Annotated in this window: 13 protein-coding genes; 11 read left to right on the top strand and 2 right to left on the bottom strand. The window is 71.6% G+C overall.

The annotated features are described in order from the left end of the window. Window positions 1–3 precede the first annotated feature (3 nt). From ABZS40_RS05165 to ABZS40_RS05125, 9 genes are all read left to right on the top strand, one after another. A complete protein-coding gene (locus ABZS40_RS05165) occupies window positions 4–2223 on the top strand; it encodes an EAL domain-containing protein (RefSeq protein WP_354942062.1) in 2220 nt (739 codons plus the stop codon). Between the two features lie 97 nt (window positions 2224–2320). Further along, window positions 2321–2821, top strand: a complete 501-nt coding sequence (locus ABZS40_RS05160; RefSeq protein ID WP_354942060.1) for a DUF456 domain-containing protein — start codon at window positions 2321–2323, stop codon at window positions 2819–2821. 455 nt (window positions 2822–3276) lie between these two features. Continuing rightward, complete coding sequence (locus ABZS40_RS05155; protein WP_354942058.1) at window positions 3277–4863, top strand: amino acid permease; 1587 nt, start codon at window positions 3277–3279, stop codon at window positions 4861–4863. Window positions 4864–4979: 116 nt separating this feature from the next. Further along, a complete protein-coding gene (locus ABZS40_RS05150) occupies window positions 4980–6344 on the top strand; it encodes a glutamine synthetase family protein (protein ID WP_354942056.1) in 1365 nt (454 codons plus the stop codon). Window positions 6345–6376: 32 nt separating this feature from the next. Beyond that, entirely contained in the window at window positions 6377–7723 is a 1347-nt protein-coding gene (locus tag ABZS40_RS05145) for an aldehyde dehydrogenase family protein (RefSeq protein ID WP_354942099.1), read from the top strand. A gap of 5 nt (window positions 7724–7728) precedes the next feature. Continuing rightward, window positions 7729–8496: a 3-oxoacyl-ACP reductase gene (locus ABZS40_RS05140; protein ID WP_354942054.1), complete on the top strand. Its 768-nt coding sequence runs from the start codon at window positions 7729–7731 to the stop codon at window positions 8494–8496. 55 nt (window positions 8497–8551) lie between these two features. Beyond that, on the top strand, window positions 8552–9250 hold the full coding sequence (locus ABZS40_RS05135) for a gamma-glutamyl-gamma-aminobutyrate hydrolase family protein (protein WP_354942052.1): 699 nt from the start codon (window positions 8552–8554) through the stop codon (window positions 9248–9250). Window positions 9251–9297: 47 nt separating this feature from the next. Beyond that, a complete protein-coding gene (locus ABZS40_RS05130; RefSeq protein ID WP_354942050.1) occupies window positions 9298–9849 on the top strand; it encodes a pyridoxamine 5'-phosphate oxidase family protein in 552 nt (183 codons plus the stop codon). Window positions 9850–10042: 193 nt separating this feature from the next. Then, a complete protein-coding gene (locus tag ABZS40_RS05125; protein ID WP_354942048.1) occupies window positions 10043–13702 on the top strand; it encodes a SpoIIE family protein phosphatase in 3660 nt (1219 codons plus the stop codon). Between the two features lie 24 nt (window positions 13703–13726). On the opposite strand, the gene ABZS40_RS05120 is transcribed toward ABZS40_RS05125, so the two are convergent. Continuing rightward, window positions 13727–14041 (bottom strand): STAS domain-containing protein, encoded by a 315-nt coding sequence (locus tag ABZS40_RS05120; protein ID WP_354942046.1) that lies wholly within the window; start codon window positions 14039–14041, stop codon window positions 13727–13729. A 95-nt stretch (window positions 14042–14136) separates the two neighbouring features. Between ABZS40_RS05120 and map the strand changes: the two genes are divergently transcribed. Then, a complete protein-coding gene (gene map, locus ABZS40_RS05115) occupies window positions 14137–14994 on the top strand; it encodes a type I methionyl aminopeptidase (RefSeq protein ID WP_354942044.1) in 858 nt (285 codons plus the stop codon). Window positions 14995–15049: 55 nt separating this feature from the next. Continuing rightward, the gene (locus ABZS40_RS05110; RefSeq protein WP_354942042.1) at window positions 15050–15763 is read left to right on the top strand and encodes a VIT1/CCC1 transporter family protein; all 714 of its coding nucleotides are present in this window, start codon (window positions 15050–15052) and stop codon (window positions 15761–15763) included. 6 nt (window positions 15764–15769) lie between these two features. On the opposite strand, the gene ABZS40_RS05105 is transcribed toward ABZS40_RS05110, so the two are convergent. Continuing rightward, window positions 15770–16498, bottom strand: a complete 729-nt coding sequence (locus ABZS40_RS05105) for a nucleotidyltransferase domain-containing protein (RefSeq protein WP_354942040.1) — start codon at window positions 16496–16498, stop codon at window positions 15770–15772. Between the last annotated feature and the right edge of the window lie 32 nt (window positions 16499–16530).

Below are 16530 nucleotides of genomic sequence, written 5' to 3'. Positions count from 1 at the left end.
CTCGTGGCCGCCGTCCCGGACCCGACCGGTGTCAACTCCGGTCGGGACCCCGCCGGGGTCGATGCCAGCCGGGACCCCGCCGGGGTCGTCGCCGGTCGGGCGGACGCCCAGGGGTACGCCGCCGACTGGGCCCACGCGGTGCGCCGACTCGGCTTCGTGCCGCTCAGCGTGGCCGATACCGAGCGGCTGCTGCTGGAGTACACGCTCCGGCTGGCCCAGGCGGTACGGGCCGAGCCGTTCAGCGCTCACCCGGCCGAGGAGGTCGGGCGGGCCCTGGTGCAGGCGCAGATCACCGAGCCGCAGGCCCTGGAGTGGACACTGCACGCGCTCGGCGCGACCTTCGGGCGTCAGGTGCTGGGCGACGGTGACCGGCCGGCCGACCTCGCCGACCGGGTCGCGGCGGTGCAGGGCGGGTTGGCCGCCGGGTTCGCCCGCGCGCTGCGTGACCGCACCTTCAGCCAACAGGAGCGGATCGCCCGGTCGGCCTGGCAGGCGCGCGACGAGGTCGAGCAGGCGCTGCGTGCGAGCGAGGCACGGTTCCGGGCGGTGTTCACCGGTGCCGCGATCGGGATCGGGATCGCCGGCGTGGACGGTCGGATCATCGACGTCAACCAGGCGTTCGCCGACATGCTCGGCTACTCGATCGAGGAGCTGCGCGAGATCAACGTGGCGGCGCTGTTCCACGCCGACGACGCGGCCGGAATGTGGGATCTCTACCAGGAGATGATCGAGGGCAAGCACGACGCGGCCCGGGTGGAGAAGCGCTACCACCGCAAGGACGGCACGGTGGTCTGGACGGATCTGGCCGTCTCGCTGATCCGACACGAGGGCCGGCCGCGATTCACGGTCGCGATGATCGAGGACATCACCGAGCGGTACGAACTCCAGCAGCGGCTGCGCTTCCAGGCGCTGCACGACCCGCTGACCGGGCTGCCCAACCGGACGCTGTTCTTCGAGACGTTGGGACGGGTGCTCGACACCGCGGGCCTCGGGCAGCAGGTCGGGGTGTGCTTCCTCGACCTGGACGGCTTCAAGGCGATCAACGACAGTCTCGGACACGACCTCGGTGACCGGCTGCTCGTGATGATCGGCCGGCGGCTGGCCGCGTGCGTGGCCGACCACGGTCACCTGGTCGCCCGGATGGGGGGCGACGAGTTCGTGATCCTCGTCGACGGAGGGGACGACACCGACGACCCTGTCGCCGTCGCGGAGGCCGCACTGGCCGCCGTCGCGGCCCCGGTCCACGTCGGTGAGCACCAGTTGGCCGTCTCGGCCAGTGTGGGCATCGTGCAGTGCCCGGCCTCGGAGACCAGCGCGTCCGAGCTGATGAAGGCCGCGGACACCACGCTCTACTGGGCCAAGGCGGCGGGGCGGGGCCGGTGGGCGGTCTACGACCCGGAGCGTGGCGCCCGGGACATCGCCCGCTCGGCGCTGGTCGCCGGGCTGCCAGCCGCACTGGACCGGGGCGAGTTCGTGCTGCACTACCAGCCGATCGTGTCGCTGCTGGAGGGCACCATGCTCGCCGTGGAGGCACTGGTGCGTTGGGAGCATCCGGAGCTGGGCCTGATCGGGCCGGACCGGTTCATCGGCCTGGCCGAGGAGACCGGCCTGATCGTCCGGCTCGGCGAGTGGGTGCTGCGACGGGCGTGCGAAGACGCCGAACGGTGGTGGCGGGAGTTCCCCGACGCCAGGCTGGTGGTCAGCGTCAACCTGGCCGCCCGGCAGGCCGACGAACCGGCCATCGTGGACACCGTCGCCGACGCGTTGCAGACCAGCGGGCTGCCCGCGGAGCTGCTCCAACTGGAGCTGACCGAGAGCGCCGTGATGGGCAGCGCCGGCGAACCCCTGCGCAGCCTGCACCGGCTCGCCGCGCTCGGCGTCCGGCTGGCAGTGGACGACTTCGGCACCGGGTACTCCAACCTGGCGTACCTGCGCCGGTTGCCGATCCACTGCCTGAAGCTCGCCGGTCCGTTCGTCGAGGGCATCCGCGCGGACGGGACCGACGTGGTGGCCGACCACCGCGACGAACGGATCGTCGACGCGTTGGTCCGGTTGGCGCACGCCCTGGAGTTGTGGGTCACGGCCGAGGCGGTGGAGACCGGCGTGCAGGCGGAACGGCTGCGGGCGCTGCGCTGCGACACCGGGCAGGGCCGGTACTTCGGTGCGCCGGCCCCGGCCGACGTGATCACGGCCAGGCTGCGCGGCAGGGGAGTGTTGGCGTGAGCGAGCGCACCAGCAGGCAGCAGCGTGGCGCGAAGCGGAGTGCTGGCGTGAGTGAGGGATCGTTTCGATCCGGAGGGTGGCGACGGAGGGTGGCGGCGTGGACCTGACGGACTCGCAGACGGCGGTGACCGTGGTGGCCGGGCTGGCCATCCTGGCCGGGTTGGCCGGCGTGGTGGTGCCCGGTCTGCCGGCGCTGCCGCTGTGCTGGGGCGGCGTGCTGCTCTGGGCGGTCTTCGGCGGCGCCGGCCTGGGTGGCTGGGCGGTGTTCGCCGCCGCCACACTGGTCGCCGGGGGAGGCGCCGTGATCAAGTACGCGTGGCCGGGGCGGAACCTGAAGCGCACCGGTGTGCCGACGTCCACGCTGCTCGCCGGTGGGGCGCTCGGCATCATCGGCTTCTTCGTGGTGCCGGTCGTCGGTCTGGTGCTCGGCTTCGTCGCCGGGGTGTGGGCGGCCGAACGGCTCCGGCTGGGCAGCAACCAGCTCGCGTGGCCCTCCACAGTGCAGGCCCTGAAGGCCGCCGGCCTGTCGATGCTGGTGGAGTTCCTGGCCGGCCTCGTGGTCGCGGCTCTCTGGGTAGCCGGCCTCCTCCTGACCTGACCCCCCGGCCCTGCCCCGGCCTGCCCCGCCCCGGCCCGGCCCGGCCCGGCCCCGCGATCTTGCACTTACTGCGCCGGCATATGGGACATCCCGCCGATATCGACAACCGAAAGTGCAAGATCGGCGCGGCGGGGGGCGGAGGCGCGGGCGGGGGCGGGGCGGGGCGGGGCGGGGGGGAGTGAGGGGAATGGGGCGCGGGGCACTTTCGGGTACGGCGGAGTGGCCGTACGTGAGAGAGAGGCGTGCCCCGCGCCACCGGGTCGGGCGGTCCGAGCGCCCGGGTTGGGCCCTTGTCGGGCCTGGTCACTGGTCCAGGATGCCGGCCGGGGCGGCCGGTCGGCAACGCAATTAGCCCGACGGCGGTGAGATCCGCACCGACTACGTATTGACCGCCTTGATCGGCCGGGTCGACACTTTGCCCACTCGCACGCGGAACCACCTCAGGGAGGTGTGCAGTGGCCACGACGCCCGTGCCGACCGCCGAGCAACCTGTGGACGACGATGCCCGGCGGCTCGCCGAACTCGGCTACAAACAGGAGTTGCGCCGTAAGTGGAGTGGCTTCTCCAACTTCGCCATCTCCTTCTCGATCATCTCGATCCTGGCCGGCTGTTTCACCACATTCGGTCAGGCGTGGAACAACGGCGGGCCGGTCGCCATCTCCTGGGGCTGGCCGCTGATCTCGCTGTTCATCCTGATCATCGGCTTCTGCATGGCGGAGCTGGTGTCGGCGTACCCGACAGCGGGTGGGATCTACTGGTGGGCGGCCACCATGGGCCGCCCGGTGCACGGCTGGTTCACCGGCTGGCTGAACCTGATCGGTCTGGTGGCGGTCACCGCCTCGGTCGACTACGGCTGTGCGACGTTCCTCAACCTCACCCTGTCGGCGCTCTTCGACGGCTGGGCCGGGACGCTGCGTCAGGCGTTCATCCTCTTCGTGATCATCCTGGTGCTGCACGGGCTGATCAACATCTTCGGGCACCGGATCATCGACGTACTCCAGAACGTCTCGGTCTGGTGGCACGTGGCCGGCGCGGCCGTCGTGGTGGCCATCCTGGTCTTCGTGCCCGACAACCACCAGAGCTTCCAGTTCGTGTTCACCGAGCGGTTCAACAACTCCGGCTTCGGTGACGGGGACATCGGCGGGCTGACGTTCTGGTTCTACGTGCTGCCGCTGGGTTTCCTGCTGACCCAGTACACGATCACCGGCTTCGACGCCTGCGCGCACGTCTCCGAGGAGACCCGGGGCGCCTCACAGGCCGCGGCCCGCGGACTCTGGCAGTCGATCTTCTACTCGGCGGTCGGCGGCTGGATCCTGCTGCTGGCGTTCCTCTTCGCGGCCACCGACGTCGAGGCGGTCAACGCCGCGGGCGGCTTCTCCGGCGCCATCTTTGAGTCGGCGCTGACCCCGGTCTTCTTCAAGATCGTCATCATCATCTCGACCATCGGCCAGTTCTTCTGCGGCATGAGCTGCGTAACCTCGATGAGCCGGATGGCGTACGCGTTCAGCCGGGACCGTGCCGTACCCGGATGGCGGCTGTGGTCCACTGTCGACCGCAACGGCACCCCGGTCAACGCGATCATCGGCGCCACAGCGGCCGGCCTGGTGCTGACCCTGCCGGCGCTGTACGAGAGCTCCGCCGGTATCCCGATCGCCTTCTACGCTGTCGTCTCCGTCGCGGTGCTCGGGCTCTACCTGTCGTTCCTCATCCCGATCGCGCTCCGGCTGCGGATGGGCGACCGGTTCGTCCCCGGGCCGTGGACGCTGGGCCGCAAGTACAAGCTGCTCGGCTGGATCGCGGTGATCGAGATCGCGATCATCGCCGTCTACTTCGTGCTGCCGATCGTGCCCGCCGGGGTGCCCGGCAACGACGGGTTCACCTGTTCGGCGGTGAATTATGCGCCGCTCGCCGTCGGCGGGGTGCTACTGGTGGTCGCCGTCTGGTGGTACGCCTCGGCCCGCAAGTGGTTCACCGGCCCGGTTCGTACCGTCGAGGAACCCGCGGTGGCGGCCGACCCGGCAGCGGCCGACGGCCCGGTCTGATCGGCACCCGGCGGGACGGGCGGCGCCGCCCGTCCCGCCGGGTTTGCCGCACGTGCCGCCGGGGGCATTGACGGTGATCCGGTTTGCCAGTAGACCTTGGTGATGGAGGCCCGCGAATGAGGAAAGCTCCGCTCACGCTGGAACAACTGCGGGTCGCCGTCGCCGAGGGCGAGATCGACACCGTGGTGCTGGCCCTCGTCGACATGCAGGGCCGGCTGCAGGGCAAGCGGTTCCACGCGCCCTTCTTCCTCGACCAGGTGGTGACAAACGGCAGCGAGGGCTGCAACTACCTGCTCGCCGTGGACGTCGACATGAACACCGTCGACGGGTACGCGATGTCGAGCTGGGAACGCGGCTACGGCGACTTCGCGATGGTGCCGGACTTCGCCACCCTGCGCCGGATGCCCTGGCAGCCCGGCTCCGCCCTCCTGCTGGCCGACCTGACCTGGCTCGACGGCTCGGGTGACGTGGTCGCCTCGCCCCGACAGATCCTGCGCCGGCAGCTGGACCGGCTGGCCGAGCACGGGCTGACCGCGTACGCCGGCACCGAGTTGGAGTTCGTGCTGTTCCGCGACTCGTACGAGGACGCCTGGCAGCGTGGCTACCGCGACCTCACCCCGGCCAACCAGTACAACGTCGACTACTCGCTGCTCGGCACCGCCCGGGTGGAGCCGCTGCTGCGCCGCATCCGCGTCGAGATGGCCGGCGCGGGGCTCACCCCGGAGAGCGCCAAGGGCGAGTGCAACCTCGGGCAACACGAGATTGCCTTCCGGTACGACGAGGCGGTGGCCTGCGCGGACCACCACGTGATCTACAAGAACGGCGCCAAGGAGATCGCCGCCCAGGAGGGGATGGCGATCACCTTCATGGCCAAGCCGAACGAGCGGGAGGGCAACTCCTGCCACATCCACTTCTCATTGCGCGACTCCTCCGGCTCGTCGGCGATGCTCGGCGACGGGCCGGCGCACCTCTCGCAGACCGGGCAGCGGGTGCTCGCCGGGCTGCTCGCCACCATGCGGGAGTTCAGCCTGCTCTTCGCCCCGAACATCAACTCCTACAAGCGTTACCAGCCGGGGTCGTTCGCCCCGACCGCGCTGCGCTGGGGTGTCGACAACCGCACCTGCGCGCTGCGGGTGGTCGGGCACGGGCAGGGCATGCGGGTGGAGAACCGGGTGCCCGGTGCCGACGTCAACCCGTACCTGGCGATCGCCGGGCTGGTCGCCGGGGCGCTGCACGGCATCGACGGCGAGCTGGAGCTGGGCGCGGAGTGCACCGGCAACGCGTACGACGACCCGGAGGCCGAGCGCGTCCCCGGCACCCTGCGCGACGCCCTGGCCCTCTGGGAAGAATCCACTGCGGCCCGGGAGGCGTTCGGCCCCGAGGTGGTGGCCCACTACGCCAACCAGGCGAGAGTCGAGCTGGCCGCCTTCGACGCCGCGGTGACGGACTGGGAGCTGACCCGTGGCTTCGAACGCCTCTGACCACGTGAGGATGGGGTGAGGGTGTGACGGTTCTGGTGGACCCGGCTCGCGGGGTGGGGTTTCGGGAGGTTGCCGCGGCCTCGGTGGGCGAGGTTGACGCGGCGATCTCCGCCGCTGCCGCGGCATTCGAGACCTGGCGTCAGGTGGGGGCGGGGGATCGGGCGCGGTTGTTGCGGCGGTTCGCCACCGTCGTCGACGCTCATCTGGACGAGTTGGCCGCGCTGGAGGTGCGCAACTCCGGGCACACCATCGGCAACGCCCGCTGGGAGGCGGGCAACGTCCGCGACGTCCTGGACTACTACGCCGGCGCGCCCGAGCGGTTGACCGGGCGGCAGATCCCGGTGCCCGGCGGGTTGGACGTCACCTTCCACGAGCCACTCGGTGTGGTTGGCGTGATCGTGCCGTGGAACTTCCCGATGCCGATCGCCGCCTGGGGGTTCGCCCCGGCGCTCGCCGCCGGCAACACGGTGGTGCTCAAGCCCGCCGAACTGACCCCGCTGACCGCGCTGCGCCTGGCCGAACTGGCCCGCGAGGCGGGCCTGCCCGACGGCGTCTTCACCGTCATCCCGGGTGAGGGCTCGGTGGTGGGGGAGCGGTTCGTCAGCCACCCGGCGGTCCGCAAGATCTGCTTCACCGGCTCCACCGAGATCGGCACCCGGATCATGGCCGGCTGCGCCGCCCAGGTGAAACGACTCACCCTGGAGTTGGGCGGCAAGAGCGCGAACATCGTGTTCGCCGACGCCGACCTGGAACGCGCCGCCGCTACCGCGCCGGGCGCGGTCTTCGACAACGCCGGCCAGGACTGCTGCGCACGGTCGCGGATCCTGGTCCAGCGTTCGGTGTACGACAGGTTCCTGGAACTGCTCGAACCGGCGGTACGCGCGGTACGCGTCGAGGACCCGTCCCGCGACACCGCCGAGATGGGCCCGCTGATTTCCGCCGCCCACCGGGACCGGGTCGCCGGTCACCTCGCCGGTGCGACTGTCGCCTTCACCGGCTCCTGCCCCGACGGCAGCGGGTTCTGGCACGCGCCCACGGTGCTGCTGGCCGACTCGCCGGCCGATCGGCACTGGCGGGAGGAGATCTTCGGCCCGGTCGTCTCGGTGCTGCCGTTCGACGACGAGGCGGAAGCGGTCCGGCTCGCCAACGACACCGAGTACGGCCTGTCCGGCTCGATCTGGACCCGGGACGTGGGTCGGGCCCTGCGCCTGGCCCGTGCCGTCGACTCTGGCAACCTCAGCGTCAACTCGCACTCCTCGGTGCGCTACTGGACCCCGTTCGGCGGGATGAAGCGCTCCGGGCTCGGCCGTGAGCTGGGCCCGGACGCGCTGCACTCCTTCACGGACGTCAAGAACGTGTTCATCGCGACAGAGGAGTGACGCCAGTGCAGGGTCGGTTGCAGGACCGGGTGGCAGTGGTCACCGGAGCGGGCAGTGGCATCGGGTTGGCCACCGTGCGGCGGTTCGCCGCCGAGGGGGCCCGGGTGGTCTGCGTGGACATCGACGCGGCGGCCGGGGCGAAGGCCGCCGAGGAGTGCGGCGGCGAGTTCGTGGCCACCGACGTGGCCGACGAGTCGGCGGTACGCGACCTGTTCGACGGGGTGGCCGACCGGCACGGCAGGGTGGACGTCGCGTTCAACAACGCCGGTATCTCACCACCGGACGACGACTCCATCCTGGACACCGGCCTGGACGCGTGGGAGCGGGTGCTGCGGGTCAACACCACGAGCGTCTACCTGTGCTGCAAGTACGCCATTCCGCACATGCGTCGACAGGGCAAGGGCTCGATCATCAACACGGCCTCGTTCGTGGCGTTGATGGGTGCGGCCACGTCGCAGATCGCGTACACCGCGAGCAAGGGCGGGGTGCTGGCGATGACCCGGGAGCTGGGTGTGCAGTTCGCCCGCGAGGGCATCCGGGTCAACGCCCTCTGCCCCGGCCCGGTGGCCACACCGTTGCTGCTGGAGCTCTTCGCGGCCGACCCGGAGCGGGCCGCCCGTCGGCTGGTGCACGTGCCGATGGGTCGCTTCGGGCAACCGGAGGAGATCGCCGCCGCTGTGGCGTTCCTGGCCAGCGACGACGCCTCGTTCATGACCGCCGCGCAGTTCGTGGTCGACGGCGGGATCACCGGCGCCTACGTCACTCCCCTGTGAGCGCGAGGAGTGAGCCGGTTTTGCGAGCCCCGCAGTCGCGAACCGGGCTAGCCCTGTGACGAGGAGGCCGCTGATCGGGATCAGCGCGTACGTCGAGCCCGCCGACTGGGCGGCCTGGCGGGGCGTGCGGGCGGTGCTGGTGCCGGAGGCGTATTCGCGGGCGGTGGCGGCCGCGGGTGGCCGGGCGGTGGTCCTGCCGCCGGACGACGTGGACGCGGACGTGGTGGCCGTCCTCGACGGGTTGCTGTTGGCCGGCGGCGCGGACGTCGGCCCGGGGCGGTACGGCCAGCCGCTCGACCCGCGCACCGAGGACCGGCCGGACCGGGACGCCGGCGAGCTGACACTGTTGGCCGCCGCGCTCGCCGCCGGGGTGCCGGTGCTGGGTGTGTGTCGGGGGATGCAGTTGCTCGCTGTCGCGTACGGCGGCGCCCTGCACCAGCACCTGCCCGACGTGGTGGGTCACGACGCGCACCGGCCGGCGCCCGGCGTGTACGGGGCGCACGCGGTGCGGTTCGCGCCGGGGAGCCTGGCCGCCTCGGTGCTGGCCGGGGTCGACCAGGTCAACTCGTACCACCACCAGGCGGTCGCCGATCCGGGCCGGCTCACGGTGACCGGTTGGGCGGAGGACGGCGTGGTCGAGTCGGTGGAGGACCCGGCCCTGCCGTTCGTACTCGGGGTGCAGTGGCATCCGGAGAACGAGTCGGATCCCCGCCCGATCACGGCGTTGGTGCGGGCCGCCGGCCGGCGGGTGTGACGGAGATCGCCCCCGCCCGTCGATGGCACCGGTGGGAGGATCGGCGCATGGGCAAGGTCTATCCCGAGATCGACGCTCGACTGCGTGACTTCATCGTGGCCCAGCCGCTCTTCTTCGTGGCGACCGCCCCGTCCGGGGTCGAGGGGCACGTCAACGTGTCACCGAAGGGCATGCGGGGCACGTTCGTGATCCTCAGCCCGCACCGGGTGGCCTACCTCGACTATCACGGCAGTGGCGCGGAGACCATCGCCCACCTGCGGGACAACGGCCGGATCACGTTGATGTTCTGTGCCTTCGACGGCCCGCCGAAGATCGTCCGGTTGCATGGTCGGGGCAGCAGCGTCGCGGTGACCGAGGACGCCTTCGCTGATCGGCTCGCCGAGTTTCCCGCGCCGCCGGACGTGCACGCCGTCCGGGCGGTCATCACTGTCGACGTGGAGCGGGTCAGTGACTCCTGCGGATACGCGGTGCCTCTGATGGACTTCCGGGCCGAACGCGATCTGTTACTCACCTCACACTCCCGTCGTAGCGCCGATGATCTGGTCGTCTACCGGGCCACCAAGAACGCGGCAAGCATCGACGGACTGCCGGTCTTCTGACTCGTCAGAGCGTTCCCGCCACCGCCGTTCGACGCCGCCGTCCATCCGCGCTGTCCGGTGCCCGACGGCTCCGGCGTACGTAAACAGCGTCCATCGCTCGTGATGCGTTACGTTGCTGGTCCGCTGGGGTACAAGTCCGAGCACGGCGGGTGAAGATCAACGGTCGAGGGGTACGGCCGGAGCGGGAGGCTGCATGAGCTCGGCCCAGGGGGGCGCGGACATCGGGCATCCCGCCCTGTCCGGCCGCGAGACCCCACCGATGCTGGCCGCCGCGTTCGCGGCCGGCGGCGAGATGGGCGAGCGGCTGGCCTCCTTCGACTGGTCCTCCGGCCCGCTGGGTGAGCCCGGTCAGTGGCCCCCGGCGCTCTCCAACGCGGTAGCGATGATGCTCGCCTCCAGCGCGCCGATCGTCATGTTCTGGGGCGACGAGCAGTTGGCCTTCTACAACGACGCCTACCGGCCGACCATCGGCGGCAAACACCCGGACGTGATCGGCCAACCGGCCCGCTCGAACTGGGCGGAGACCTGGGCGGTGCTCGGTCCGCTGCTCGACGACGTCCGCAGCGCCGGCCGCTCCTACCGGGGCGAGGACCATCCCTTCCTGCTGGACCGTCACGGCTTTGTCGAGCAGACCTACTTCAACGTCTCGTACGACCCGATCCGCGGTGACGACGGCTCGGTCAGTGGCGTCTACTGCATCGTCAGCGAGACCACCGGGCGGGTGCTCGGCGAGCGCCGGCTGCGAGCGCTGTCCGAGCTGGGCGCGGAGCTGAGCGACATCGGCAGCGCCACGGAGCTGGGCCGGACCGCCGCCGGGGTGCTCGGCCGGCACCGGGCGGACGTGCCGTTCGCCCTGATCTATCTGACCGACGACAACGACCAGCTCACACTGGCCGGTTGCACCGGCACCACTCCGCCCGCGGTCGATGTCACAGCGCAGGTGTCGGCCCGGCTGACCGCCGACGGCGCGCCCGCCACGATCGAAGTGGCCGCTCTGCTCGACGTGTTGCCGGTCGACGCCGCCGACCAGGCGCTCGTGCTGCCGCTCACGGCGACCAACCAGACCGTCGGCGCGCTGGTCGTCGGCGTGGCCCGTCAGCTGCCGCTCGGCGACGACTACCGCGACTTCCTCGGCCTGGTCGCCGCCCAGATCTCCCGGGCGGTCGGCACCCAGCGGGCGTACGAGCAGGAGCGTGCCCGCGCCGCCGAGCTGGCCGCGCTGGACCGGGCGAAGACCAACTTCTTCGCCAACGTCAGCCACGAGTTCCGCACCCCATTGACCCTGGTGCTCGGCCCGCTGGAGGACATGCTGGCCGACCCGGAGCTGCCCGCCGCCGAAACCGACCGGCTCACCATGATGCACCGCAACGCGCTGCGCCTGCTCAAGCTGGTCAACACCGTGCTGGACTTCTCCCGACTGGAGTCCGGTCGGCTCGCCGCCCGCTACCAGCCGACCGACCTCGCCGGTTACACCGCCCGGCTGGCCAGCACCTTCCGCTCGGCCACCGACCGGGCCGGGTTGCGACTGGTGGTGGACTGTCCGCCGCTGCCGACGCCGGTCTTCGTCGACCGGGACATGTGGGAGAAGATCGTCCTCAACCTGGTCTCGAACGCTGTCAAGTTCACCTTCGACGGCGAGATCCGGGTGCGGATCCGGGCGGTCGACGGCGCGGCCCGGCTGGAGGTGACGGACACCGGCATCGGCATCGTGGCGGACGAGCTGCCGCACGTCTTCGAACGGTTCCACCGGGTCCCCGGGGTGCGGGCCCGCACCCACGAAGGCACCGGCATCGGCCTCGCGCTGGTCCGGGAACTGGTCGAGATGCACGGCGGTGAGGTCGGGTTGACCAGCCGGGTCGACGTGGGCAGCACCTTCACGGTGACAGTTCCGTTCGGCTCGGCCCACCTGCCGGCGGACCGGGTGGCGGCGTTCGACCCGCTGCCGGTGGGTGAGCCCGAGCAGGCCCGGCTCTTCGTGGCGGAGACCGCGCTGTGGGCCGGTGTCGCGTCGACACCCGCACTCGACCGTCAGCCGCCGAAGGGCACCTCGGCCGGCCGGATCCTGGTCGTCGACGACAATGCCGACCTGCAGGAGCACATCACTCGGCTGCTCTCCCCGACCTGGGACGTGGTCACCGCGAACGACGGGCTCGACGCCCTGCCGCTGGCCCGCGAGGGTGGGTTCGATCTGGTGCTCACCGACGTGATGATGCCTCGGCTGGACGGGTTCGGGCTGGTGAGCGCGCTGCGCGCGGACCCGCGTACCCGGCATGTGCCGATCGTGCTGCTCTCCGCCCGCGCCGGCTCCGCGGAGGCCGTCGCCGGTCTCGCCGTCGGCGCCGACGACTACCTCACCAAGCCGTTCACCGCGCAGGAGCTGATCGCCCGGGTGCGGGCCAACGTCGAGCTGGGCCAGCTGCGTGGGCAGATCATCCGCCGACTCCGGGCGCTGGCCGACGCGGCGGTGGCGGTGAACACCGCCCGATCCACCGCCGACGTGCTCCAGGTCGCCGCCCGGCACGCGTTGAACCTCGCCGAGGCGGCTCGGGTGGTGGTCACCGCGGCGGAGGCGCGCTTCGAGGCGGACGGCGGTGGCACCACCGCCACCGACCCGTCCTTCGTGGGCGAGCTGACCGGCACCACCGGCAAGCAGCTCGGTGAGTTGCAGGTCTGGCGGGCGACCGGCGACGAGGCGCAGGCCGACGACGCCGCACTGACCCAGCTGGCCCGGCTCGTCGGAGTGCGACTGGAGAACGCCCAGCTCTACGAGGCCGAACACCGCATCGCCACCACCCTTCAGCACAGCCTGCTGCCCCGCTCGCTGCCCCACCTGCCCGGCGCGGTGCTGGCCAGCCGTTACCTGCCCGGCAGCGCCGACGTCGAAGTCGGCGGCGACTGGTACGACGCGATCGCGCTGAACGGCGACGAGCTGGTGCTGGTCATCGGCGACGTGGTCGGTAAGGGCGTCCGGGCCGCTGCGGCGATGGGGCAACTGCGCAACGCACTGCGGGCGTACGTGCTGGAGGGCTTCGATCCGGGTGAGTCGCTGACCCGGCTCAACCGGCTGGTCGGCTCCACCGAGGGCCGCTCCTTCGCGACAGTGGTCTGCCTGCTGTTCAACCCCCGCACCGGTCGGCTGCGGTACGCGAGCGCCGGTCACCCGTCCCCACTGTTGATCACCGGAGGCGACGTGGCGTTCCTGCACGACCGGGCACTCGGTCCACCGGTCGGCGCGCTCCCCGGAGCGACGTACGAGTCGGTCGAGGGCGAGTTGCCGGCCGGCACTCGACTGCTGCTCTACACCGACGGGCTGATCGAGGACCGTCAGCTCGGCATCGATGCCGCACTGGCCCAGCTCCGCGTCGACGCGGCCACCGCGAGCGAACACGTGGTGGACCTGATCGACGCGGTCGTCGAGCGGGTCACCGGACGGCCACGCCGCGACGACGTGGCGGTCCTCGCCCTGGAGGCGGCGGAGCTGGACCGCTTCGCGCTGCGGCTACCGGCGGACCCGACCCGGCTCAGCGTGCTGCGGAAGCGTCTGGAGGACTTCCTGGTCGCGCACTCCGTCGGCGAGACCGACCTGTTCGACCTGACCGTCGCCGTCTCCGAGGCCGCCGCCAACGCCATCGAGCACCCGGTCCACCCGGCCGAGGCCATGATCAGTGTGGAGGTGGCCATCGAGGATCGGACGGTGACGGCCACGGTGCGCGACAGCGGGCAGTGGCGGGAGTCGACCGGCTCCGGCTTCCGGGGCCGGGGCCTGGACCTCATCAGAGCGCTGGGCGAGCTGTCGGTACGGCGTACCGCTGAGGGCACCGAGGTGACGCTGCGCCGGCAGTTGCAGGACTGACCGCACGCCCGGCGGCGGCCGACCCTAGGCCGGGTCGAGCCAGCCCTGCTCGCCGAGGCCGGAGATCTCCAGCACCCGACGGACCTGCCGGGACGGACGAACGGTGAGCCGCCCCGGAAACTGCTGGGCGAGCCGGACCAGGGCGTGGATGGCGGCCGAGTCGAAGAAGGTGACAGCACTCAGGTCGAGAGTGATCTCCCCGGCGGGCTCGCGTAGCGCCGTCTGGAGCATCGTGTCCGCGGTCGCCATGTCGACCTCGCCGGCCACCACGACGTGGAGGTGGTCACCGTCGATCTCGGCGCTGGCGGAGAAGACGGGCGGTGCTCCCCCTTGATCCACGCTGACACCATGGCACAGCCACCCTGGCAGGGCAACAACCTCCACCGGGCGGCCGTGGCGCGGGTCACCAGCGGCCCCGGCGATAGGCTTGCGGCATGACCGTCCGTCCGCCGCTGACACCAGGCACGCTCTCCCCGATGCGACCGGTGCCATCCCAGATCGCCCGACCGGAGTACGTGGGAAAGGCGCGCCCGCAGGAGTGGCGTGGCTCGCACGTGCAGACGCCGGAGACCATCGAGAAGATGCGGATCGCCAGCCGGCTCGCCGCCCAGGCGACCCAGCTCGCCGGCGAGCACTGCAAGCCCGGCGTGACCACCGACGAGATCGACAAGGTGGTGCACGAGTTCCTCTGCGACCACGGCGCGTACCCGTCGACGCTGGGCTACAAGGGCTTCCCGAAGTCCTGCTGCACCAGCCTCAACGAGGTCGTCTGCCACGGCATCCCGGACACCACGGTCCTCCATGACGGCGACATCATCAACGTCGACGTGACCGCGTACATCGGTGGGGTGCACGGTGACACCGACGCGACCTTCTGCGTCGGCGAGGTCAGCGAAGAGGCCCGGCTGCTGGTCGAGCGGACCCACGAGGCGATGATGCGCGGCATCCGCGCCGTCGCCCCGGGCCGCCAGATCAACGTGGTGGGCCGGGTCATCGAGTCGTACGCCAAGCGGTTCGGCTACGGCGTGGTCCGCGACTTCACCGGCCACGGCATCGGCGAGACCTTTCACAGCGGCCTCTACGTGCCGCACTACGACAGCCCGCGCCCCACCGACATCATGGAGCCGGGCATGACGTTCACCATCGAGCCGATGATCACCCTCGGCACCTACCAGTACGACATGTGGGACGACGGGTGGACAGTGGTCACCAAGGACCGGAAGTGGACGGCGCAGTTCGAGCACACCATCGTGGTGACCGACGACGGCCACGAGATCCTGACCCTTCCGTGAGCGCGAGGAACGCAGCGAAGCGAAGTCCCGCAGTCGCGAACGAAGGGCAGGCGCCGTGACCGACACCCCGGCGGCGCTACGCGAGGCGCACCACGCGGACGTCTCCGGCGGCTGGCTTCGCCCGGCCGTCTTCGGCGCGATGGACGGCCTGGTCACCAACATCGCCCTGATCGCCGGCGTCGGCGGTGGCGGGGTGTCGCCGCGCAGCATCGTGCTCACCGGCAGCGCCGGCCTCGTCGCCGGTGCGATCTCCATGGGGCTCGGCGAGTACACCAGCGTGCGCTCCGCCAACGAGCAGGTCGCCGCCGAGGTGGCCAAGGAGCGACGGGAACTGGAACGGCACCCCGAGGCGGAGGCCCGGGAGTTGGCCGACGCGTGGGTGGCCCGGGGTCTGCCCCGCGACCTCGCCACCCAGGTCGCCGAGGCGGTGCGGCGCGACCCGGAGGAGGCGCTGCGGGTGCACGTCCGCGAGGAGCTGGGCGTCGACCCCGACGACCAGCCCAGCCCGTGGGCCGCGGCGATCTCGTCGTTCCTGTTCTTCTCGGTCGGTGCGCTGGTCCCGCTGCTGCCGTACCTGCTCGGCGCCACGGTGCTGTGGCTGGCGCTCGCCGTCGGCGGGCTCGGGCTGTTCGCCGCCGGTGCCGTGGTGGCCCGCTTCACCAACCGTCCCTGGTGGACCAGCGGTCTGCGCCAGCTGCTGCTGGGCGCCGCGGCGGCCGGCGCCACCTACCTGATCGGCTCGCTGATCGGCGTACCGGGCGGGCTGTGACGCGCCTCAGGTGCTGAGCAGCTCGTCGATCGTGCCGTCGACCGCGCGACCACGGGCGGCCAACTCCTCGGCCTGCCGGGCCAGCACCACACCCACCTCGGTCATGTCCGCCCCGGCCAACCCGGTGCGCCGCACCGCGTCTCCCGGGTCACGGAAGTAGGTGCGACTCAGTAGACCGGTCACCGTGGCCGCCGCCAGCCGGGCCTCACCGAGCATCAGCAGAGCCTGATCGGTTTCGTACCACTCGGCGAGCCGGGCCGCCCGGGAGTGCGCCGCGCTGCCCCTGTACCACGCCTGCCGGGCCGCGGTGCTGAACTCCGCCGGCCGGGCCCGAGCCAGCCGGCCGAGATGCTCGTCGCGCAGCGTCCGCAACCAGCCCGTCGGATCGTGCAACGCCTGCGTGGTGACGTACCGGTCGGCGGTCAGCGGCCATAGCGGGGAGAGCACCCGGGCCTGGGCCAGGTAGTCCTCGGCGGCGGCCACGGTCAGGTCGACGAGCACCCCGTCCACCCGCCGGGTCGCCGGCGGCGGGCCCGTCCCCGGCCGATAGGTGACCACCAGCATGCCCGCCTCGCGGTCCCCGCCGCCGTCGTCGTCACCGTGCGCCAGGGGCCCGTGCACAGCGATCGCGAGCGCATCGGCCGGGAACCGCCGTCGGACCGCCTCGGCGACCTGCTCCGCGACCGTCCACCGTCGATCGTCGACGCCCCGGTCGACACCGGCCTGCTCGCTCACGGGACCGCCTCTGTTCGCGGCTGCGGGGCTCG

The organism is Micromonospora sp. NPDC005324 (assembly GCF_040607155.1).
Classification (GTDB): Bacteria; Actinomycetota; Actinomycetes; order Mycobacteriales; family Micromonosporaceae; genus Micromonospora; species Micromonospora trifolii.
The sequence above is the reverse complement of the archived record's forward strand: the minus strand, read 5'-3'. Positions and strand labels throughout refer to the sequence as shown.